Annotated in this window: 23 protein-coding genes and 3 tRNA genes; 3 read left to right on the forward strand and 23 right to left on the reverse strand. The window is 68.6% G+C overall.

Translation table 11 applies throughout. The features are described 5' to 3' along the window. The 14 genes from ACSFA0_RS20950 to ACSFA0_RS21015 all read right to left on the reverse strand — a co-directional run. Positions 1-114, reverse strand: a 114-nt coding sequence (locus ACSFA0_RS20950) for a GTP-binding protein (protein WP_296316415.1), incomplete at its 3' end; no start/stop codon positions are given. A 75-nt stretch (positions 115-189) separates the two neighbouring features. After that, positions 190-264: transfer RNA gene (locus ACSFA0_RS20955), tRNA-Thr, on the reverse strand. A gap of 38 nt (positions 265-302) precedes the next feature. Continuing rightward, positions 303-376: transfer RNA gene (locus ACSFA0_RS20960), tRNA-Gly, on the reverse strand. 65 nt (positions 377-441) lie between these two features. Beyond that, positions 442-527 (reverse strand) — tRNA-Tyr (locus tag ACSFA0_RS20965). 135 nt (positions 528-662) lie between these two features. Beyond that, positions 663-1,370, reverse strand: coding sequence for a uracil-DNA glycosylase (locus ACSFA0_RS20970; RefSeq protein WP_435452223.1), 708 nt, complete (start codon positions 1,368-1,370; stop codon positions 663-665). Continuing rightward, a complete protein-coding gene (gene trpC, locus ACSFA0_RS20975) occupies positions 1,370-2,170 on the reverse strand; it encodes an indole-3-glycerol phosphate synthase TrpC (RefSeq protein WP_435452224.1) in 801 nt (266 codons plus the stop codon). The genes ACSFA0_RS20970 and trpC overlap by 1 nt, the downstream gene beginning before the upstream one ends. 22 nt (positions 2,171-2,192) lie before the next feature. Next, positions 2,193-3,218, reverse strand: coding sequence for an anthranilate phosphoribosyltransferase (gene trpD, locus ACSFA0_RS20980; RefSeq protein WP_435452225.1), 1,026 nt, complete (start codon positions 3,216-3,218; stop codon positions 2,193-2,195). Positions 3,219-3,231: 13 nt separating this feature from the next. Continuing rightward, positions 3,232-3,891, reverse strand: coding sequence for a LysE family translocator (locus tag ACSFA0_RS20985; protein WP_435452226.1), 660 nt, complete (start codon positions 3,889-3,891; stop codon positions 3,232-3,234). Between the two features lie 11 nt (positions 3,892-3,902). After that, positions 3,903-4,952, reverse strand: coding sequence for a low-specificity L-threonine aldolase (gene ltaE / locus ACSFA0_RS20990; RefSeq protein WP_435452227.1), 1,050 nt, complete (start codon positions 4,950-4,952; stop codon positions 3,903-3,905). An 8-nt stretch (positions 4,953-4,960) separates the two neighbouring features. After that, a complete protein-coding gene (locus tag ACSFA0_RS20995) occupies positions 4,961-5,545 on the reverse strand; it encodes an anthranilate synthase component II (RefSeq protein ID WP_435452228.1) in 585 nt (194 codons plus the stop codon). Continuing rightward, entirely contained in the window at positions 5,542-5,934 is a 393-nt protein-coding gene (locus ACSFA0_RS21000) for a GxxExxY protein (RefSeq protein WP_435452229.1), read from the reverse strand. The genes ACSFA0_RS20995 and ACSFA0_RS21000 overlap by 4 nt, the downstream gene beginning before the upstream one ends. Further along, a complete protein-coding gene (gene trpE, locus ACSFA0_RS21005; protein ID WP_435452230.1) occupies positions 5,934-7,436 on the reverse strand; it encodes an anthranilate synthase component I in 1,503 nt (500 codons plus the stop codon). The genes ACSFA0_RS21000 and trpE overlap by 1 nt, the downstream gene beginning before the upstream one ends. A gap of 211 nt (positions 7,437-7,647) precedes the next feature. Further along, positions 7,648-8,331, reverse strand: coding sequence for a phosphoglycolate phosphatase (locus tag ACSFA0_RS21010; protein ID WP_435452231.1), 684 nt, complete (start codon positions 8,329-8,331; stop codon positions 7,648-7,650). 54 nt (positions 8,332-8,385) lie between these two features. After that, positions 8,386-9,054, reverse strand: a complete 669-nt coding sequence (locus ACSFA0_RS21015) for a LuxR C-terminal-related transcriptional regulator (RefSeq protein ID WP_435452232.1) — start codon at positions 9,052-9,054, stop codon at positions 8,386-8,388. Positions 9,055-9,268: 214 nt separating this feature from the next. On the opposite strand from ACSFA0_RS21015, the gene ACSFA0_RS21020 reads away from it, so the two are divergent. Next, positions 9,269-10,603 carry a DotU family type IV/VI secretion system protein gene (locus tag ACSFA0_RS21020; RefSeq protein WP_435452233.1) on the forward strand — a complete coding sequence of 445 codons (1,335 nt, stop codon included), beginning with the start codon at positions 9,269-9,271 and terminating at the stop codon, positions 10,601-10,603. A 25-nt stretch (positions 10,604-10,628) separates the two neighbouring features. After that, positions 10,629-11,729 (forward strand): type VI secretion system protein, encoded by a 1,101-nt coding sequence (locus ACSFA0_RS21025; protein WP_435452234.1) that lies wholly within the window; start codon positions 10,629-10,631, stop codon positions 11,727-11,729. 15 nt (positions 11,730-11,744) lie between these two features. On the opposite strand, the gene ACSFA0_RS21030 is transcribed toward ACSFA0_RS21025, so the two are convergent. The 7 genes from ACSFA0_RS21030 to argS all read right to left on the reverse strand — a co-directional run bounded on the left by ACSFA0_RS21030 (position 11,745) and on the right by argS (position 19,329). Continuing rightward, the gene (locus tag ACSFA0_RS21030) at positions 11,745-12,977 is read right to left on the reverse strand and encodes a THUMP domain-containing class I SAM-dependent RNA methyltransferase (protein WP_435452235.1); all 1,233 of its coding nucleotides are present in this window, start codon (positions 12,975-12,977) and stop codon (positions 11,745-11,747) included. A 12-nt stretch (positions 12,978-12,989) separates the two neighbouring features. Further along, positions 12,990-14,549 carry an RNA polymerase factor sigma-54 gene (locus tag ACSFA0_RS21035; RefSeq protein WP_435452236.1) on the reverse strand — a complete coding sequence of 520 codons (1,560 nt, stop codon included), beginning with the start codon at positions 14,547-14,549 and terminating at the stop codon, positions 12,990-12,992. A gap of 19 nt (positions 14,550-14,568) precedes the next feature. Further along, a complete protein-coding gene (lptB, locus tag ACSFA0_RS21040) occupies positions 14,569-15,363 on the reverse strand; it encodes an LPS export ABC transporter ATP-binding protein (protein ID WP_435452469.1) in 795 nt (264 codons plus the stop codon). A gap of 14 nt (positions 15,364-15,377) precedes the next feature. Continuing rightward, entirely contained in the window at positions 15,378-16,052 is a 675-nt protein-coding gene (gene lptA, locus ACSFA0_RS21045; RefSeq protein WP_435452237.1) for a lipopolysaccharide transport periplasmic protein LptA, read from the reverse strand. Between the two features lie 122 nt (positions 16,053-16,174). Beyond that, entirely contained in the window at positions 16,175-16,825 is a 651-nt protein-coding gene (locus ACSFA0_RS21050) for a thiol:disulfide interchange protein DsbA/DsbL (RefSeq protein ID WP_435452470.1), read from the reverse strand. Positions 16,826-16,937: 112 nt separating this feature from the next. Further along, entirely contained in the window at positions 16,938-17,624 is a 687-nt protein-coding gene (locus ACSFA0_RS21055; RefSeq protein WP_435452238.1) for an SPOR domain-containing protein, read from the reverse strand. Positions 17,625-17,643: 19 nt separating this feature from the next. Continuing rightward, the gene (gene argS / locus ACSFA0_RS21060) at positions 17,644-19,329 is read right to left on the reverse strand and encodes an arginine--tRNA ligase (protein ID WP_435452239.1); all 1,686 of its coding nucleotides are present in this window, start codon (positions 19,327-19,329) and stop codon (positions 17,644-17,646) included. Positions 19,330-19,461: 132 nt separating this feature from the next. Here argS and ACSFA0_RS21065 point away from each other — a divergent pair, with 132 nt between their 5' ends. Beyond that, positions 19,462-19,782 carry a PsiF family protein gene (locus tag ACSFA0_RS21065; protein WP_435452240.1) on the forward strand — a complete coding sequence of 107 codons (321 nt, stop codon included), beginning with the start codon at positions 19,462-19,464 and terminating at the stop codon, positions 19,780-19,782. 42 nt (positions 19,783-19,824) lie between these two features. Here the strand turns inward: ACSFA0_RS21065 and ACSFA0_RS21070 are convergent, their stop codons facing one another. Further along, a complete protein-coding gene (locus ACSFA0_RS21070; RefSeq protein WP_435452241.1) occupies positions 19,825-20,277 on the reverse strand; it encodes a DUF2214 family protein in 453 nt (150 codons plus the stop codon). Beyond that, complete coding sequence (locus ACSFA0_RS21075; protein WP_435452242.1) at positions 20,274-21,206, reverse strand: LysR family transcriptional regulator; 933 nt, start codon at positions 21,204-21,206, stop codon at positions 20,274-20,276. Before ACSFA0_RS21075 ends, ACSFA0_RS21070 begins: the two co-directional genes overlap by 4 nt. Between the last annotated feature and the right edge of the window lie 12 nt (positions 21,207-21,218).

Consider the following 21,218-nt stretch of genomic DNA (forward strand, 5'->3'; position numbering starts at 1 on the left):
GGCCGACAGCACCGTGGCGATGGCCGCCGTCAGCGTGGTCTTGCCGTGGTCGACGTGACCGATCGTGCCCACGTTCACGTGCGGCTTGGTGCGGGTGAATTTACCTTTTGCCATTTTCTCGACTCCGAAAAAAACGAGATCAACACATTCACATCAGGCCGCACGCGCGATGGCTGCAACCCCGAAATCTGGTGCCCTTTGCGGGAATCGGACCCGCGACCTCTCCCTTACCAAGGGAGTGCTCTACCACTGAGCCAAAAGGGCATTCAACACCGAAGACACCAACCACGAACCAGGTCCCATGGAGCGGGAGACGGGAATCGAACCCGCGTCATCAGCTTGGAAGGCTGGGGTTCTACCATTGAACTACTCCCGCATCGGGGGCACTTCAAGGCACCCAAAGCGCTAGATCCAATCGCTCCTAGAAACCAAATTCATCGCTGGTGGAGAGGGCTGGATTCGAACCAGCGTACTCGTAAGAGGGCAGATTTACAGTCTGCTGCCATTAACCACTCGGCCACCTCTCCGGCGAACCTCGAAATATAGCACGGTTTGATGTCGGTTCCGAAGACGTCGCATCATGCCAAGGCGTGGAAACCCGTGTTTTCATCCCTGCCACCGTTGCACGCGTGCGACGGGCTACAGAAAAAGGAGCAGCACTTTCAGCCGGCGTGCCGCTCCCGCCAGGCACGCGCCTGGCCGAAGTGACCGCACCCGATGAAAGGCAGCGGCGGCCGCAAGGCCGACAGTGGCGAGGGATGGTTGGCCGTCAGCACGAGATGGCGGTCGGCATCGATCAGCGCCCGCTTGCTCTGCGCGTGCGCGCCCCAGAGCATGAACACGATCGGGCGATCACCGCTGCCGACCTTTCGGATCACCGCATCGGTCAGCACCTCCCAGCCACGCCCCGAATGGCTGGCCGCCTGCCCCTCCTCCACCGTCAGGCAGGTGTTGAGCAACAACACGCCATGCGTGGCCCAGCGCGCCAGGCTGCCGCCCGGCTCCGGGAAGCTGGGAGGCGGCGTGCCGAGGTCGCGCTGCAGTTCCTTGAAGATGTTGCGCAGCGACGGCGGCAGCGGCACGCCGGGCGCCACCGAGAAGGCCAGCCCCTCGGCCTGCCCGCGGCCGTGGTACGGGTCCTGCCCCAGGATCACGACGCGCACCTGCTCGGGCGGCGTGAGTTCGAGCGCGCGCAGCGGCTGCGGCGGGAAGACCACCGCGCCTGCCTCCAGCCGCTCGCGCAGAAAGCCCTGCAACTTGACTCCCACAGGGCTCTCGAAGAAGTCGTCGACCAGCGCCTGCCAGCCCGGCGCGACCGGCCAGTCCGCCGGGTCGGCACCGGCGAGTTGCGTGAGTTGCGTCGCCGCCATCAACGGAACAGATCCGCCAGCGCCTCCCCGGGTTCGGGTGCGCGCATGAAGGCTTCACCGACCAGGAAGGCATGGATGTCCGCAGCACGCAACCGCGCCACGTCCTCGCGTGTCGCGATGCCCGATTCGGCGACCAGCAGGCGCTCGGCCGGCACGCGCGAACGCAGGTCGAGCGTGGTCTGGATCGACACCTCGAAGCTGCGCAGGTTGCGGTTGTTGACGCCGATGAGCGGCGTCTTGAGCTTCAGCGCACGGTCGAGCTCCGCGCCGTCGTGCACCTCGACCAGCACCGCCATGCCCAGGCCGAGCGCGATCGCCTCGAAGTCCTTCATCTGCGCGTCGTCGAGGCAGGCGGCGATCAGCAGCACCGCGTCGGCGCCCATCGCGCGCGACTCGTAGATCTGATACGCATCGACCATGAAATCCTTGCGCAGCACCGGCAGGTCGCACGACGCACGCGCCTGCTTCAGGTAGTCGATGCCGCCCTGGAAGAACTGGCGATCGGTCAGCACCGACAGGCAGGCCGCACTGATGGCGTCGTCGCCCTCCGCGTAGCTCTGCGCGATGTCGGCCGGGATGAAGTCGGCGCGCAGCACGCCCTTGCTCGGACTGGCCTTCTTGACCTCGGCGATGACGGCGGCTTGGCCCGCGGCGATCTTGCTGCGCAGGGCGCCGACGAAGTCGCGGGTGAGGACGCGGCTCTCGGCGTCGAAGCGCACAGCCTCGAGCGGGCTGCGCTTCTTGGCAGCAGCGATCTCCTCGTGCTTGACGGCCACGATCTTGTTCAGGATGTCGGACATGGGTCGGTCTTTCGGTCTCTGGTCAGAAGGCGGCGGTCGTGGCCACGAGTTCGGCCAGTTTGGCCTTGGCCGCGCCGCTGTCGAGCGCAGCGCGCGACTTCGCCACGCCATCGGCGATCGAGGTGGCCACATTGGCCGCATACAGCGCGGCACCCGCGTTGAGCAGCACGATGTCGCGGGCCGCGCCGGTCTCGTTGTCGAGCACGCCGCGCAGCATCGCCATCGACTGCTCGGGCGTCTCGACGCGCAGCGCGCGGTTGCTCGACATCGCGAAGCCGAAGTCCTCAGGATGCAGCTCGTACTCGCGGATCTGTCCGTCCTTGAGTTCGCCGACCATCGTGGCCGCGCCGAGCGAGATCTCGTCCATGCCGTCGCGGCCATAGACCACGAGGGCGTGTTCGGCGCCCAGGCGCTGCAACGCACGCACCTGGATGCCCACGAGGTCGGGGTGGAACACGCCCATCAGGATGTTCGGCGCGCCGGCCGGGTTCGTCAGCGGCCCGAGGATGTTGAAGATGGTCTTGATGCCCAGCTCCTTGCGCACCGGCGCGACGTTCTTCATCGCCGGATGGTGGTTGGGCGCGAACATGAAGCCGATGCCGACGTCGGCGATGCACTTCGCGATCTGCTCGGGCTTCAGGTTGATGTTGACGCCCAGCGCCTCGAGCACGTCGGCACTGCCCGACTTGCTGCTCACGCTGCGCCCGCCGTGCTTGCTCACCTTGGCACCCGCTGCGGCGGCCACGAACATCGAGCAGGTCGAGATGTTGAAGGTGTGCGAGCCGTCGCCACCGGTGCCGACGATGTCGACCAGGTGCGTCGTGTCCGCCACCACCACCTTGGTCGCCACCTCGCGCATCACCTGCGCGGCCGCGGTGATCTCGCCGATGGTCTCTTTCTTCACGCGCAGGCCGGTGATCAGCGCGGCCATCATCACCGGCGAACACTCGCCGCTCATGATGAGGCGCACGATGTGCAGCATCTCGTCGTGGAACACCTCGCGGTGCTCGATGGTGCGCTGCAGCGCTTCCTGGGGGGTGATGGGCATGGTGTCTCCCGTGTCAGTGTGTTGGCGAAGAAAGCGGGTTGTCGGACAGCGCGAGCTTGATGCCGAAGCCGATGAACAGGGCCCCGGCCACCCGGTCGAGCACGCGCATCCAGTGACGCACCGTGCCGCGGCGCGCCAGCCAGCCGGCCGCCACGGCCCAGCCGGTGTTGACCGGGATCGCGTTGAGGTTGAACAGCAGGCCCAGGAGCATGAAGGCCAGCGTCTTGTTGGCAGCGTCGGGTGCGATGAACTGCGGCACGAAGGCCAGGAAGAACAGCGCCACCTTGGGGTTGAGCACGTTCGTCCAGAAACCGCCCATGAAGATGGCCTTCAACCCGCGTGGTGCATCGACCGCCGGTACGGCATCGGTCACCACGTTCGGCGCCGGCTTCGCGAACAGCATGCGCGCGCCCAGGTACAGCAGATAGCCCGCGCCGAGATACTTGAGCACCGCGAAGGCTTCCGTCGAGGCGGCCAGCAAGGTGCCCACGCCCACCGCTGCCGCCACGATGTGCACGAAGCAGCCGGCGGTGATGCCCAGGCCGGCCACGACGCCCGCACGCACGCCTGAGCGCAACGCGTTGCTCACGATGTACAGCACATCGGGGCCTGGCGTCAGGTTGAGCAGCCAGCCGGCGAGGATGAAGCCGATGAGGTGCGCGGTGTCCGGCATGCGCGAGGCCCTCAGTGCGCGAAGAAGTCGCGGATCGCGACCAGCGCGCGATCCACCCCACCCGCGTCCACGTCGAGGTGCGTGACGAAGCGCAGCCGGTACAGGCCCGTCGCCAGGATGCCGCGTGCGTTCAGATGCGCCATCAGCTCGGTAGCGCGCGATGCCGCAGCGCCTTCGAGGTCGACGAAAACGATGTTGGTCTGCGGCGCCTCGACGCGCAGGCCCTCGATGCCGGACAGGCCGGCCGCGAGCCGCTGCGCCAGCGCATGGTCGCTGGCGAGCCGGTCGATGTGGTGGTCGAGCGCATGCGACGCGGCCGCGGCCAGCAGCCCGGCCTGGCGCATGCCGCCGCCCGCCATCTTGCGGATGCGGTGCGCCCGCGCGATCAGCTCGCGCGAGCCGCACAGCGCCGAGCCGACCGGCGCGCCCAGGCCCTTGCTGAAGCACACCGACACGCTGTCGAAGCACTGCGCGATGCGGCGTGCCTCGGCGCGCACGTCGGTGCCCAACGCCGCGGCCTGCGCCGTCGCCGCGTTGAACAGGCGTGCACCGTCGAGATGCCGCTGCAGCCCGCGCGATTGGGCGAGATCGGTGGCCGCCTGCACATAGCCGAAGGGCAGCAGCTTGCCGCCCAGCGTGTTCTCCAGCGCCAGCAGCCGGGTGCGCGCGAAGTGCGCGTCGTCGGGCTTGATGGACGCCTCGATCTGCGACAGCGGCAGCGTCCCGTCGGGCGCATGGTCGAGCGGCTGCGGCTGCACGCTGCCGAAGACCGCCGCACCGCCGCCTTCCCAGCGGTAGCAGTGCGCCTGCTGGCCGACGATGTACTCGTCGCCGCGGCCGCAATGCGCGAGGATCGCGCAGAGGTTGCTCTGCGTGCCGGTGGGCATGAAGAGCGCGGCCTCGAAGCCGAGCATCGCCGCGATCTTCTCTTGCAGCGCATTGACGCTCGGATCGGCCCCGAACACGTCGTCGCCCAGGGGCGCGGCGGCCATCGCCGCGCGCATGGCGGGCGTGGGCTGGGTGACGGTGTCGCTGCGCAGGTCGACGGTGGTATCGGGCATGGGCTAGCTCAGTTCAGAAAGTTCTTCAGCATGGCGTGGCCGTGCTCGGTGAGGATGGATTCGGGATGGAACTGCACGCCCTCGATGCGCACGTCGTGCGCGAAGCCGGTGTGGCGCACGCCCATGATCTCGCCGTCATAGGTGCTTGCCGTGATGGCCAGCTCGGCCGGACAGCTGTCGCGCTCGATCGCCAGCGAGTGGTAGCGGTTGACGACGAACTTCTCGGGCAGCCCGGCGAACACGCCTTCGCGGGTGGTCGTGATCTCGCTGGTCTTGCCGTGCATGAGCTGCTGCGCGCGCACGATCCTGCCGCCGAAGGCCGCGCCGATCGCCTGGTGGCCCAAACACACGCCGAGGATCGGGAGCTTGCCCGCGAAGGCCTGGATCGCCGCCACCGACACGCCCGCCTCCGCCGGCGAGCACGGGCCGGGAGAGATCACCAGCCGCGTCGTGCCAGCCGCGATGCGCTCGCCGATGCCGGCCACGTCGATCTCGTCGTTGCGCACCACCTCCACGTCGGCCCCCAGCTCGCCGAAGTACTGGACGATGTTGTAGGTGAAGGAGTCGTAGTTGTCGACCATCAGCAGCTTCATGGCTTGGCTCCGATCCGATGCACGCCCTTCACCACGGGAAAGACGTTGAAGTTGATGAGCAGGCCGAGCCGGTGGCCCGACAGCCGCACCGCGGCCTGCGCCTGCGCGCGGTGCAGGTCGTCGAGCGCATCGACCGCCCGCACCTGCACCACCATCGCCTGTTCGATGACGAAGTCGGCGCGGCACACGTCGCCCAGGGCGCGGCCCTTGTAGCTCGCGGCAACCGGCACGTCGCGCTCGAAGCCGATCTCGCGCTCGGCCAGCTCGATGGCGAGCGCAGCGGCGTACACCGCCTCGGGCAGGCCGGTGCCGAGCACGCGCTGCACTTCGACGGCGGCGCCGATGATCTCGTGCGAGAAATCGTTGTTCGGGGTGTTGTCGTCGGCCATCATTCCAATCCCTCTTCCACCAGTTCGGCCGCGCGCAGCAGCGCACGGGCCTTGGCTTCGGTTTCTTTCCATTCCAGTTCCGGCACCGAGTCGGCCACCACCCCGGCCGCGGCCTGCACGTGCAGCACCTGGTGCTTGATGACGCCCGCGCGGATCGTGATGGCGACGTCCATGTCGCCCGCGTAGCTGATGTAGCCGCAGGCGCCGCCGTAGAGGCCGCGCTTGATGGGCTCGAGCTGGTCGATGAGTTCCATCGCATGCACCTTGGGCGCGCCGGTCAGCGTGCCGGCCGGGAACGTCGCCTTCAGCACGTCGATGGCGGTCATGCCGTCCTTCAGCGTGCCTTCGACGTTGCTCACGATGTGCATCACATGGCTGTAGCGCTCGACCGCGAAGGCCTCGGTCACCTTCACGGTGCCAGTCTTCGCGATGCGCCCGATGTCGTTGCGCGCCAGGTCGATCAGCATCACGTGCTCGGCGCGCTCCTTCGGGTCGTTGATGAGTTCCTGTTCGGCCGCCTTGTCCAGCTCCATCGACGCGCCGCGCGGCCGCGTGCCGGCCAGCGGGCGGATGGTCACCTTCTGCTCGCCGTCGGCCATGCGCTCCTGGCGCACCAGGATCTCGGGCGACGCCGCCACCACGTGGAAGTCACCCAGGTGGTAATAGAACATGTAGGGCGAGGGGTTGAGCGAACGCAGCGCACGGTAGAGAGACAGCGGCGACTCGGTATAGCGCTTGCTGATGCGCTGGCCGATCTGCACCTGCATGAAGTCGCCGGCGGCGATCAGCTCCTTGGCGCGCTCGACAGCGGCGATGTAGTCGGCCTTGGCGAAGCTGCGTTCCGCCGGGTGCGCCTGCGACGGCTTCACCTGCGGCGCGCTGACCGAATACTTCAGTTGCTCGCGCAGTTCACGCAGGCGGCGCTTGGCCACCGCATACGCCTCGGGCTGCGCCGGGTCGGCGTAGACGATGAGGTAGAGCTTGCCCGACAGGTTGTCGATGACGGCCAGTTCCTCGCACTGCAGCAGCAGGATGTCGGGGCAGCCGAGCGTGTCGGGCGGGCAGCTGGCTTCGAGCTTCTTCTCGACGTAGCGCACCGCGTCGTAGCCGAAGTAGCCCGCCAGGCCGCCGCAGAAGCGCGGCAGGCCGGGCCGTAGCGCGACCTTGAAGCGCTTCTGATAGGCCGCGATGAAGTCCAGCGGGTTGCCTTCGGCCGTCTCGACGACCTGCCCGTCGGTCACGACCTCGGTGCGCGCCGCGGCGCCGAAGCCGCTCGCGCGGATCAGCGTGCGTGCCGGCAGGCCGATGAAGCTGTAGCGGCCGAAGCGCTCGCCGCCGACCACGGATTCGAGCAGGAAGCTGTACTTGCCGCCGTCCTTGGTGTGGGCCAGCTTCAGGTAGAGCGAGAGCGGGGTTTCGAGGTCGGCAAAGGCCTCGGCCATCAGCGGAATGCGGTTGTAGCCCTGCGCGCTGAGGCTTTTGAATTCGAGTTCGGTGATCACGGTGGGGGTCTCCGTCGGCCAGCGGACACTTCATTCGGTCGCTGGCGGGTCATTCAAGGATCTGGCGCCGGGTCGTTCGGACCGGGGCCGCGGGCGCACGGCGTGCGCCGTGACATCAAACAGGCAATGACGATGGCGTGCGCCAAAGCCAGGCTCCCCGGCAGCCTTGCCCTGTCTTGTTGACGTGATGAATGAACATGGAGCGGCGAGTTTAGCCGAGCGTCGCCCCGCCGGCCAACACGGCCAGTTCGGCCAGCGAATCGACGATCGCATCGGCATCGACCTCGCGCACAGGCTGGCCGTGGTTGTAGCCGTAGCTCACCAGCACCACCGGGCAACCGGCCGCGCGCGCGGCCTGCGCGTCGTTGCTCGAATCGCCCACCATCAGCGTGCGGGCCGGTGTCGTGCCGAGCGCCTCGCAGGTCTTCAGGAGCGGCAGCGGGTCGGGCTTCTTGCGCTCGAAGGCATCGCCGCCGAACACCACCTCGAAGAACCCGTCCAGGCCTTTCTGGGCGAGCAGCGGCTGGGCGAACGCGGTCGGCTTGTTGGTCAGGCAGGCTAGCCGCCAGCCGCGGTCGCGCATCGCCTGCAGGCCCTCGTGCACGCCAGCGTAGACCGTCGAGTGCTCGCCGTTGATCTCCAGGTAGTGGTGCTGGTAGCGCGCATAGGCCTGCGGGTAGCGCGTGTCCGGTGCCCCGACGTGATGCAGCACGGCATGGATCAAGTGCTCGGACCCTTTGCCGACCATGCGACCGACGGCAGCAGCGTCCACCGTCGGCAGGCCGAGATCGGCGAGCATGGCGTTCAGGGCCGCGACGAAATCGCCCACGGTGTCGACCAGGGTGCCGTCGAGGTCCACGATGGCCGCGTCGAAGGCCGAGAGTTCGAGTGTCATGCCCGCGAGGATAGCGGGCGCCGGAGGCGCCGCCGGACAGCACGCCTTCAGGTTTCAGGCTTCCGTGAGCGCCTGCGCCGCCACCACCGCCTCGGTGCGGTTGCGCACGTTGAGTGCCCGGAAGATCGCCGCCAGATGGATCTTGACCGTGCCCTCGCTGATGCCCAGGCTGCGCCCGATCAGCTTGTTGGGCTTGCCCTGCGACAGCAGTTGCAGCACCTCGACCTGTCGGTCGGTGAGCACGTTGCGCAGGTGGTCGAGCGTGTGGCCGGCGCCACCCGCTGGCCGCGCCACGTCGGCTGCCGGCACGCCGGCCACGATGCCGGCGGGCACGGCCGACAGCATCATCGGCGGGACGTAGACGCCACCGGCCAGCACCAGCCGCACGGCGGAGATCATCACGTCGGGCGAATAGGCCTTGGGGATGAACCCCAGCACGCCACGCTCGATGGTCGCGCGCATCACCGCCGGGTCTTCCGTGCCCGACAACACGATCACCGGCACGGCGGGGTGGCGTCGGCGCACCTCGTCGACATGGCCATGGCCTTCGGCGCCCGGCATGTTCAGGTCGATCAACGCCAGATCCAGGTCGTCGGATGCCGCCGCCAGCAACTCGTCGACGCTGGTGGCCAGCACGAATTCGATCCCCGGTTCGAGTTCGGCCAGCTTGGCCTTGACCGCTTCCATGACGAGCCGGTGATCGTCGGCGATCAGGATTTTCATGACGTGACCCCAGGGTTCGGGTGAACTCGGAAACGGCAGAAGATAACGGCGTTCGACCGGCACGGCAAGGGATGACCGGCTGCCGAATGGCATAGCCCCCAAGCGGTATTGGCGCGCGTCGAGCCCGGTGGGATGGTTTTCCTCCGAGCCACGAGAACGGGGACAGCATGGGCCATCGATTCCGGCACACGCCTGACCGGCCCTGCGCGCCGGCATGACAGCCGTGGCACGCCTGCTCGACGCGTTTGCCGATTTCTTCGCGTTCGGGTTGCGACGCGCAGCAGCGCGCGAGGCCGGCGCGGCCTTGACAGAACCGGCGGTGGCGCGACAGCAGGCGCGCGCGCTGCTCGATGCCGCGCGCGACGCCGCGCGGTCGGCCGGCTGGGCGGCAGCGTCGGTCGAATCGGCCAGCTTCGCAGCCGTGGCCTGGTTCGATGAACTCATGCACCGGCTGTCCGGTGAAAGCCCCGTCGGCGACACGCTGCAGTCGACGCTCTTCAACTCCGACAACGCGCAGACGGAGTTCTTCCACCACCTCGCCACGCTCGGCCCGAACGACGGGTCGGTGCGGGAGGTGTACTGGTACGCGCTGGCCCTGGGCTTCCGCGGCCAGTACTACTTCGAGGACGCTGACACCGGCGAGTGGGGCAAGCTCAAGCGCCTGCACGGCCAGCAGTTGCCGACGCCACCGATCGAGCGCGACACCCTGGCATGGACGCAGCTCACACCGCAGCCCTATGCCTCGCCAGACCCACCGGCGCGACGTCGGCCCCAGCGTCGTCGCCGCGCGCTGGTGCGGGCCGGTGCTGCCGTCGCGCTGCTCGTGCCCAGCATTCATCTGATCAGCCTGCTGCTCGGCGACCGCGCCGGGCCGCCCCCCGGCCCCTCCGAACGTCTGGCCGAGCAGCTTCAGCGCTACGCGTGCGCCGACCTGACGCTGGCGACCGGTGCCGACGGCAGCGCACACGTCAGCGGCTTCGTCGCCAGCTCCGAAGACGGTGCGCGGGTGCGGGAGGACATCGCCGCCCTGCCCCGGGGCAAGGCGCCGGACGTCGACCTGCAGATCCGCGCCTGGCCTTACTGCGAGGTGGCGGCGATCCTCAAGCCCTACCAGTTGCGCAACCAGGACAGCAAGACCGGGTTGCGGATCGAAGCGCCCTCTGCACCCTCGGGCCGGCTGCGCGAGGGCGACCCGGTGCGCCTGAAGGTCACCGGCCCCGCCTACCCGAGCCACGTGCGCGTCGACTACTACACCAGCGATGGCGCCGTGCTGCACCTGATGTCGGCCTCCCCGCCCATGCGCCTGCCGGCCCGACAACACGTGACGCTGGGCGAGCACATGCCCAGCAGCTGGCTCGTCAGCCCCCCCTTCGGCACGGTGCTGGTGGCCGTGGTCGCCTCGCCCGAGCCCTTCGAGCATCTTGCCGACCGACCGCCTTACGAGCTCGCGTCGACCTATCTGGCCGCGTTGCGGGAATCGATCGCGACGAACTTGGGAAACCAGCGTCTGGTCGCGGATTTCCTGTTTCTCGAAACCACGACGCGCTGAATCGGCGCGACCCAGGAGAACCGCCATGACCACCCTGTCCTCCCTGCCCGTCAGCTTCTGGCAATTGGTGGCCCTCTGCGGCATCGCCTTCCTCGCGCTCTGGTGGTGGCTGCTCGGCGCACCGCAGGCCGCAAGACGACGGGCTTTGCGTGCGCGCATCGCCGCCCTCGGGCCGGCGGAGTCGGCGTCGGAGCTCGCGGCGTTGACGGCCATGCGTGAAGCCATCGCGCAGGCACGAAGCGGGTGGCGCCGGACCGGCACGCCGCACCACGCGTCGCACGACGGGCTCTACGGCATCCCGTGGTTCCTTTTCATCGGCGACACCGCCGCCGACGTGCCCGGCCTGCTGGCGGCGGCGCACAGCGTGTCGCCGCTGCCGGTGGCGCACGACCGCGACACGAGCGGGCGCGCCTTCTGGCGCTGGTGGTTCTTCGAGACGATGACGGCCATCGAGACCAGCTCCGCCGCCGTCTGCGACGCGGGCTCACGCCGCACGCGCAACCTCTGGTACCAGGCCCTCATGGAGCTGGCCGAACAGCGCGAGCGGCTGCCGCTCAACGGCGTGGTGGTCTGCGTCAGCGCGGCCAGCCTGCTGGGCGATGCGGCGGCGGTGATGCCGGGCACGGCGCGCCTGCGGCACGTGGTCGACGAGGCAGCGGAGCATCTGCAATTGCGCCTGCCGGTCTACCTGATCGTCACGGGTCTGGAGGGGCTGTCCGGCTACGACACCGTCTGTGGCGCGCTGCCACCCGAGGTGCTGGCACAGGCCTTGGGCCACCGCCTACCGCTGCAGGACCGCAGCGCACCACCGGCGGCCGGCGATCGCCTCAGCGAGCTGTTCGAGCCCATCGCGGCACGTTTGCAGGCGCTGCGGCTGCGACTGATCGAAGAGGCGACCCGCGACACGGACCGGCTCGCCATCCACGCCTTCTTCGATCAGGTGAGCGCACTGCAGCCGGGGCTGCGCGGCGTTGTCGATCGGATGTTCGAGGAAAGCCGCGGCCGGCGCTCACCGTACTGGCGCGGCCTCTACCTGACCGGGGTGCAGGCCGAGGGCGGCCCGGCGTTCGTGTCGGACCTGTTCCAGCGCTTCCTGCCGGCCGACCAGCCGCTGGCGCACGGCTGAGGCCGACGCACCGACCTATGAACGCGGCGTTCGGGCCGAGCCAGCCACCATGTCGAAGCGGAACAATCGGCATTCGATCGGCCCGTTCCACATCGGCACCCGGCGCGACTCCTTCAGGCGCATGCGCTTGGGCAACTGCAGGTCGGGCGTGAGCATCCACGCGGTCCAGCCGGCGTAATTCTTCTTCCAGTGGCTGGCCAGCTGGCTGAAGAACTCGCCGCCGTCTTCGGTGGCCGCCTGCTCGCGGGCACCGATGCGCGCCACGCCGCCGACCTCGATCCGCTCGCCATAGGGCGGGTTCAGCACGATCACGCCGCCGTGTGCCGCGCCTTCGGGCGGCATGCGCTGCAGCGCGTCGCCGCCGCGGAATTCGATGGCCGCGGCGACCCCGGCGCGTTCGGCGTTGCGCTCGGCGAAGTCGACCATGCGGTGCGACACGTCGCTGCCGAAGATGGCCGGCGCGGTACGGGCCGGCGCGTCCGCCGCCTCGTTCTGGATCGACTCCCACACGTGCGGCTGGAAGGGCAGCAGCTTCTCGAAGCCGAAGCGGCGCAGCGCACCGGCCGGGATGCCCAGGCCGATCTGCGCCGCCTCGATGGCGATGGTGCCGCTGCCGCAGCAGGGGTCGTACAGCGGCGCATCGGACACGGCGCCGGTCTCCGGGTTCCACCAGCCGCTGGCGGCCAGCATGGCCGCAGCCAGGGTTTCCTTCAGCGGCGCGTCGCCGGTGTCCTGGCGCCAGCCGCGCTTGAAGAGCGGCTCGCCCGAGGTGTCGATGTAGAGCGTGCAGGTGTCGGTGGTGAGGTGCGCGAACACGCGCACGTCGGGCCACTGCGTCTCGATGCTCGGCCGCACGCCGCCGGCCTTGGCGCGGAAACGGTCGGCGATGGCGTCCTTGATGCGCAGCGTGGCGAAGTTCAGGCTCTGCAGCGGGCTGTGCTGCGCCGTGGTCTCGATCTTGAAGGTCTGCTTCGGCGTGAACCAGATCTCCCACGCCACGCCGCTGGCGATGGCGTAGAGGTCGTTCTCGCTGCGGTACGGCGCGTGCGCCAGTTCGATCAGCACGCGCTGCGCGAGGCGGCTGTACAGGTTGAGCTTCATGGCGTCGCGCCACGAACCGCGCACGAAGACGCCGCCACGCGAGGCCATCAGGTCGTCGCCGGCCAGGCCGGTGAGGCCGTGCACTTCTTGCGCAAGAAAGTCCTCGACGCCGGCGGCGCAAGGCAGGAAAAGATGGAGCTGGTTCATGAACGGACTTGCTTACAGCGCCTTGCGCAGATTGGCCGGCGCGATGCGCAGCGCCTCGCGGTACTTGGCCACGGTGCGCCGGGCGCATTCGATGCCCTGCTCTTTCAGCATCTCGGAGATCTGGCTGTCCGACAGCGGCTTCTTGATGCTCTCGGAGCCGACGAACTGCTTGATGAGCGCGCGCACCGCAGTGCTGGACGCGTTGCCGCCGGTCTCGGTGCCCAGCGCGGAGCCGAAGAAGTACTTCAGCTCGACCGTGCCATAGGGCGTCGACATGTACTTCGCCGTGGTCACGCGGCTGATGGTGGATTCGTGCAGCCCGAGTTCGTCGGCGATCTCGCGCAGCACCAGCGGCCGCATGGCCAGCTCGCCGTGCACGAAGAAGCTCTTCTGCCGGTCGACGATGGCATTGCTCACGCGCAGGATGGTGTCGAAGCGCTGCTGGATGTTCTTGATGAACCAGCGCGCCTCCTGCAGACGCTGCGACAGCGCCTGGCTGCCCTCGCCCTTGTGCTGCTTGAGCGCGCCGGCGTAGATGTCGTGCACCCGCAGGCGCGGCATCACGTCGGGATTGAGCATCACGCGGAACTTGATGTTGGTGCCAGTGCCGATGCGCGTGACGATCACGTCGGGGATCACGACGTTGCGCTCCACGTCGACGAAGCGCCGACCCGGCTTGGGCTCGAGCGTGGCGATCAATTGCAGCGCGCTGCGCACCTCTTCCTCGTTGCTGCGGGTGAGCGTGGCCAGGCGCTTGAAGTCGCGCCGCGCGAGCAGCTCCATCGGCTGCTTGCAGATCGCGATGGCGGTCTTGCGAATCTGCGCCTCTTCGGCACTTTCGTTCGCACGGGCCAGCGCCTTCAGCTGGATGGCCAGGCATTCGCCGAGGTCGCGCGCGCCCACGCCGACCGGCTCCAGGCTCTGCAGCAGGCCGAGCGCCACCTGGAAGTGGTGCACCAGGCCGTCGAACTCGTCGTTGTCGTCGCCGGCCAGGCCCGAGGCCAGGGCGGGCAGCGACTCTTCGAGGTAGCCGTCGTCGTTGAGCGACTCGATCAGGAAGCGCAGCGCGGCCTGGTCGCTCTCGTTCAGGCGCAGGCTCAGCGCCTGGCGGTGCAGATGCGACTGCAGCGATTCCTGGCTGCGCGCCAGCTCGGTGGCGTCGGCGCGATCGTCGTCGCCCAGGTTGTTGGCGCGCGGAGGCGCGTCGCCGCCCCATTCGCTGTCGTCGGGCGCCATGTCGACGGTGCCGTCGCCTTCCCAGTCGGGCGTGGCTTCGGTCGCGTCGACCGCCGGGGTGTCGGCCTCGGTCGTGCTGGTGGTGCTGTCGCTGGTGGCGGCGGGCCCGGGCGAAAAGTCGTCGTCACGCGGTGGCGGTGCATCGGCGGCGTCGACGCCGAACTCCTCACGGGCGGCCTCTTCGGCGGTGCGCTCGAGAAACGGGTTCTCGTCGAGCATCTGCTCCACTTCCTGGCTCAGTTCGAGCGTGGACAGTTGCAGCAGCCGGATCGACTGCTGCAACTGGGGCGTGAGCGCGAGATGCTGCGAAACGCGCAGCGACAGGCCCTGCTTCATGGAGAGTTCCGTCCTCCCCTTACATGCGGAAGTGTTCGCCCAGGTACACGCGGCGTACCTCGGCGTTGTCGACGATCTCCGAAGGCGTGCCTTGTGCCAGCACTTGCCCGTCGCTGATGATGAACGCGTGATCGCAGATGCCCAGCGTCTCACGCACGTTGTGGTCGGTGATGAGCACGCCGATGCCGCGGCTCTTGAGGAAGCTGACGATGCGCTGGATCTCGATCACGGCGATCGGGTCGATGCCGGCGAAGGGCTCGTCCAGCAGGATGAAGCGCGGCTGCGTGGCCAGGGCGCGGGCGATCTCGACGCGGCGGCGTTCGCCGCCCGACAGCGCCAGCGCCGGCGAATCGCGCAGGTGCTCGACGCGCAGGTCCGACAGCAGCTCGTTCAGGCGATCGTCGGTGCGCTTCTTCGACAGCGGCACCATGCGGCCCTTGTCATCGGGCTCGCGCTGGAGCTCGAGCACCGCGCGCACGTTCTCTTGCACGCTCAGCTTGCGGAAGATCGAGGCCTCCTGCGGCAGGTAGCTCAGGCCCATGCGGGCGCGGCGGTGGATCGGCATGTGCGCGATCGGCTCGCCGTCGATGCTGATCTCGCCGGCGTCGGCCCGCACCAGGCCCACGATCATGTAGAACGAGGTCGTCTTGCCGGCGCCATTGGGCCCGAGCAGACCGACGACTTCGCCCTTCTGCACGTCGAGCGAGACGTTCTTGACGACTTGTCGGCTGCCGTAGCGCTTCTGCAGACCGCGCACCTGGAGCCGGCTGCCTTCGACCGCACCGGCACCGGCCGGGACGGCCTGCTTCGCCATGTCCACGCGGTCGTTCACGGGCGCGCTTCTCCGCCGAGCGTGGTGCTCGGGCGCAGGCCGCGGCCGGGTGCCGGCGCGGCGGGTGCACTCGGCTGGGCGGCATCCGCACCGGCTGACTTGGGCGTCAGGATGGCGCGCACACGGCTGCCCTTGTCGCCGGTCGCCACGCTGGCGCCCGGCGGCAGCGGCGCGCCATTCACGGTGAAGGTGTCGTTGCTCTGGTCGTAGACGATCAGGGCACCCGTTGTCTCGTCGTTGACCTTGGCGCCGATCAGCCGCCGCATGATGGCGCGGCGGATGAACTTGACGTTGTCAGCGCGGCTGTCGTACTCGATCACCTCCGACTCGCCCTCGGTCCATTCGTCGACGCCGGAGTCGCGCTTCTGCTTGTAGTAGGCCAGCTTGCCGGGCGCGGCGGTGACCACGCCGTACTGGTAGCCCTCCGGGTCCTGGCGCACGTCGATGCGCGCACCGCGGATGATGATGGTGCCCTTGGTCACCACCACGTTGCCGGTGAACACGCTGGTCTGCTTCAGGTCGTCGTAGCGCATGGCATCGGCCTCGATGTTCATGGGCTTGGTGCGGTCGGCCCTTTCGGCCAGCGCCGGCACGGTAGCGACGGCGAGCAGCAGCGCGGCAAAGCCGGCGCGCAGGAGGGAGGAGAAGGGAGTGTGGGATCGAAGTGTCATAAAGGCACGAAACTTGCTCGACGATTGTATGCGCCGGACCAGTGCATCCGGTCGCCCGGACGAAAAAGCCCGCCAAGGCGGGCTTTGAGAAGGTGGCACGGCCGGGTCGAACGGCCGCAGGCTCAGCCTTTTCGCGCTTCGGCGGTCAGCAGGCTGACCACCTCGAGGGCGCGGTCGAGCGAACCGGCGGTGTCGCCGTCCACGTACCAGCGGCCCGCCACACCCAGCGCCGGCACGCCGGCCACCTGGTAGTCGCTGGTGAGCTGGGTGGCGCGCTTGGCCTTGCCGGCCACCGAGAAGGACTTGAACAGGTCCGCGAACTTCTTGCCGTCCAGATCGGGCTGCTTCTCGGCCCAGGCCAGGATCGCGGCATCGCCGACCAGCGGCTGGCGCTGCTGGTGGATGGCCTGGAACAGCTTCATCTGGAAGGAGTCGACCTTGCCCATGGCTTCCAGCGTGTAGTAGAGGCGCTGCTTCGCTTCGGTGTCGTTGCCCACGAACGGCACCGGGATCCGCTTGAACACCACGTCGGCCGGCAGCTTCTTGACCCATGAGTCCAGGCGCGGCTCGAAGGCCGCGCAGTGCGGGCAGTTGTACGAGAAGAACTCGACCACTTCGACCTTGCCGGCAGGCGTGTCGACCGGCGCGCGCTTGCCCAGCACGATGTAGTCGGTGCCGGCCTTCGGCGTGCGGGCCTGGGCGTGCACGCCGGTGGCGGCGAGGGGGAGCAGCCCGAGGGAGGCAGCGGTCAGCGAAAAGTCACGGCGGTTCATGGTCATCAAAATTTCTCCTGTGCGGCTGACAGAGCCGGGCAGCGGCTGCGGAGTTCCCGCAGCCAGGGATGGGCGCCCGAGGACGCCGATTCGGTCACGCCCTGTGCGGCGCTCAGCGCTGGACGCGCACGAGGTTGGATTCGAGGCCGCCGCTGTCGAGCCGCGACTTCAGACGGTCGGCGTCGTCCTTCTTGTTGAAGGGGCCCGCGCGCACGCGGTAGACGGTGCGACCGGCCTGCTCGCGCTCGGTGACGCGCGCCTCGACGCCCATCAGCGACAGCTTGGCGCGTTGTGCCTCGGCATCGTCGTTGCTGCGGAAGGCCCCGGCCTGCACGAAGTACACGAAGGGGTCGGCGCCGTCGGCCGCGGCAGTGGTGGTGGCCGGCGCGGTGATGCCGGCACGCGCACGCGCCAGGTCGCCCAGCGGGTCGGACGACGCCGCCGGCACGCTGGTGTCGGGGCGGGCGCGGGCGGCCGAGGCGGCGGCGCTGCGCGCGTCGGGCGCGACCACGGCCGGCACCGGGCTGGCGGGCGCGGCCGGGTTCAGCGGGCCGACCGAGGCGGGCTGCTCGGGCGGGGTGCGCGCCGACGGCTTGCCGGCGAGCGGTGCGTTGGGGTTCCAGTCACGGTTCTTGCGGGCCTCGGCCTCGTCCTGCTCGGCGCCGCCGCGCTGGGTCTTGGTCATGAACGGAATCGGCACCTTGGTGACGTAGACCGCGATGCCGAGCGCCACGCCCAGGCCGAGGACGATGCCGATGATCAGGCCGATGACCGTGTTGCCGCGTTGTCTTGTTTTCATGGTGAGGGAAAGAAGGTCATCACATCTTGCGCGGCGCGCTCACGCCGAGGATCGCGAGGCCATTGTGCAGCACCTGCGCGGTGGCGGCGACCAGCGCCAGGCGCGCCTTTTTCACCGCCTCGTCGTCGACCAGGATGCGTTCGGCGTCGTAGTAGCTGTGGTAGCTGGCGGCCAGCTCGCGCAGGTAGAAGGTCACGTCGTGCGGCGCGAAATCCTTGGCGGCGGCGGTGAGCATCTCGGGGTACTTCGCCAGCATCAGCATCAGCGCCTGCGCGGCCGGGCTCTCGAGCGCCGACAGGTCGACCGCCTTCAGCGCGGCCTCGTCGCCACCCCAGGCCGTCAGCACCGAGCAGATGCGCGCATGCGCGTACTGCACGTAGTAGACCGGGTTGTCGTTGTTCTTCGCGACCGCCAAGTCGACGTCGAAGGTGTATTCGGTGTCGGGCTTGCGCGAGAGCAGAAAGAAACGGACCGCGTCGGTGCTGGTCCATTCGATCAGGTCGCGCAGCGTGACGTAGCTGCCGGCGCGTTTGCTGATCTTCACTTCCTCGCCGCCCTTGACCACCCGCACCATGGTGTGGAGCACGTAGTCGGGATACCCGGCCGGAATGCCGACGCCGGCGGCCTGCAGGCCGGCGCGCACACGGGCGATGGTGCCGTGGTGGTCGGTGCCCTGGATGTTCACCACCCGGTGGAAGCCGCGCTCCCACTTGGCGATGTGGTACGCCACATCGGGCACGAAATAGGTGTACGTGCCGTCCTGCTTGCGCATGACGCGGTCCTTGTCGTCGCCGTAGTCGGTCGACTTGAGCCACAGCGCGCCGTCCTGCTCGTAGGTCTTGCCAGCGTCCACGAGCTTCTGCACCGTCGCCGCCACGCGGCCGCTGGTGTACAGGCTCGACTCCAGGTAGTAGTTGTCGAATTTGACCTGGAAGGCCTTCAGGTCCAGGTCCTGCTCGCGGCGCAGGTAGGCCACGGCGAACTGGCGGATCGAGTCGATATCGTCCACGTCGCCGCTGGCGGTGTATTCGCGGTCGTCGGCGCTGACGGTCTTCTTGGCCTTGAAGTCTTCCGCAATGTCGGCGATGTAGTCGCCGTTGTACGCCGCGGCCTTCTCGCCGCTCGGCCATTGCGCGTCGCCCGGCTTGAAGCCTTGCAGCCGCAGCTGCGTGCTGCTAGCCAGCGTCTGGATCTGCACGCCGGCGTCGTTGTAATAGAACTCGCGGTAGACGTCGGCGCCCTGGGCCGCCAGCAGGTTGCAGATGGCGTCGCCCAGCGCGGCCTGGCGACCGTGGCCCACGTGCAGCGGGCCGGTCGGGTTGGCGGAGACGAACTCCACCAGCACCTTGTCGCCGCGCGCCGGCTGTTGGCCGAAGGTGTCGCCGGCGGCCAGCACCTCGCGCACGATCTGTTGCTTGGCTGCAGTCTTCAGCCGGATGTTGAGGAAACCGGGACCGGCGATCTCGATCGCCTCGACCCACTGTGCGAAAGCCGGCATGGCGAAGAGCGCGGCACTCAACTGCTCCGCCAGTTCGCGCGGCTTGCGGCCGAGCGGTTTGGCCAGCTGCATGGCGGCCGTGCTGGCGAAATCGCCGTGGGCCGCCACCTTGGGCGATTCGAAGGCGGCCTTGGCACCAGCGCCGGGCGAGAAGGATTCGAGCGTGTTCGCGAGTGCCGCGAGCAGCTCCTGTTTGACCAATAGCATCGCGGGATTTTACCGGGGTGAACCCGCAGGGCCGTCTGCCCGGTCATCCGCAGCGTGGGATCGGCCGTTAGCATGAACGGCCCGGCGGTCGCCGGGTTGCTGTCACCCGATCAACCTTCGAGGAACCACATCATGAAAAAAATCCTTTCCCTGATCGCACTGGGCGCCTGCCTGTCCTTCGGCGCCGCACAGGCCCAGGACAAAGCCGCCACGCCCGAGAAAGCGCCGACGGCCCAGCAGGGCAAGATGGCCACCTGCAACAAGGACGCCGGCGACAAGAAGGGCGACGAGCGCAAGGCCTTCATGAAGGGCTGCCTGTCGGCCGACGGCGGCGGCAAGGTGACCCAGCAGGAGAAGATGAAGAACTGCAACGCCGACGCCAAGACCAAGGCGCTGGCCGGCGATGCCCGCAAGGCCTTCATGAAGACCTGCCTCAGCAACAAGCCGGCCTGACCCGCTGCCCACCGAAGAAAAGCCCCGCTCGCGGGGCTTTTCCTATTTGCCGAAGCCGCGCGCGAGAAACACGGCGACCAGCGGGATCAGCGCGATCAGGTGGGCCTGCACCATCACCAGCTTGCGGGTCTTCTGGATATCGTTCTCGGTCGGCAGGGCGCCGTTGGCGCGCAGGGCCTTGCGCCAGCGTAAGTAGGTCAGGGTCGGGAAGATCGAGATCACGCCCACCACGATGAAAAGCGTGAGCTTCACGTGCAGCAGCGGGTTGGTCCAGTACCAGGACGTGCCCTTCACGCCCCAGACGGTGCGCGCCACGCCGGTGAGCAGCACCATGATCGCCGCGATGCCGTAGACCCGATCGACCTTGGCGAGCCGCTCCACCACTGCAGCATTGAGCCACTGCACGCGGCACAGCGCCGCTTCGCTGGAGATGAAGACGACCATCGTGAGGATGGCCAGCAGGTGCAGGTAGGCGAGGATGGCTTCGAAGGTCATGGCGCGATTGTGCCGGCCCAGAACTCCGGGCGCCCGTACTCAGCCTTCAAGAAATCCAGCCAGAGGCGCACCCGCAGAGCCAGGTGCTTGCGCTGCGGAAACACGGCATAGATGCCGTTCGGCGGTGCCGCGAATTCATCAAGCACCGGCACCAGCAGGCCGGCCTCGACCTCGGCCTCGATCTCCCAGCCGCTGCGCCAGGCGATGCCGTGACCGTCCAGGCACCAGTCGTGCAGCACCTGGCCGTCGGAGCAGTCGAGAGGGCCGCTGGGCTTCAGATGGATGGTCTCGGGCTCCCCGCCGGCCGACGGAACGCGGAACGCCCAGCCGCGGGTCTGCGAAGCATCGCTGGACAAGGTGAGGCAGGCGAAGCGCGCGAGGTCGGACGGATGGCGCGGCGTGCCGTGGCGGCGCAGAAATGCCGGCGTCGCCACGCAACGGCGGCGGTTGTCGGCCAGGCGCAGGCTCACCAGCGACGAGTCGGGCATGTCGCCCACCCGCACCGCGCAGTCGAAGCTCTCGCCGGTGACGTCGACCACCCGGTCGCTCAGGTTCAACGAGATCGTCACCTCGGGGTGCAACGCGTGGAAGCGCGGCACCAGCGGCGCGACATGGCGGCGCCCAAAGCCGGCCGGCGCCGTCACCCGCAGGTGGCCGCTGGCCTTGACCCCACCGGCACTCACGCTGGCTTCGGCATTGGCGAATTCGACCAGCAGACGCTGACAGTCCTCGAGGAAGGCGCTGCCCTCGTGCGTGAGCGTGAGGCGCCGCGTGGTGCGCACCAGCAGCTTCACGCCCAGCCGCTCCTCTAGCGCGTCGATGCGCCGGCCGATGACCGCCGGCGCCACGCCCTCGGCCCTGGCCGCCGCGGTCAGGCTGCCGCGGGTGGCGACCGAGACGAAGGATTCGAGTTGGGTGAGGCGGTCCATGCGCGTCCAGGC

Source organism: Variovorax restrictus (assembly GCF_051216715.1).
In the GTDB taxonomy this organism is placed as follows: Bacteria; Pseudomonadota; Gammaproteobacteria; order Burkholderiales; family Burkholderiaceae_C; genus Variovorax.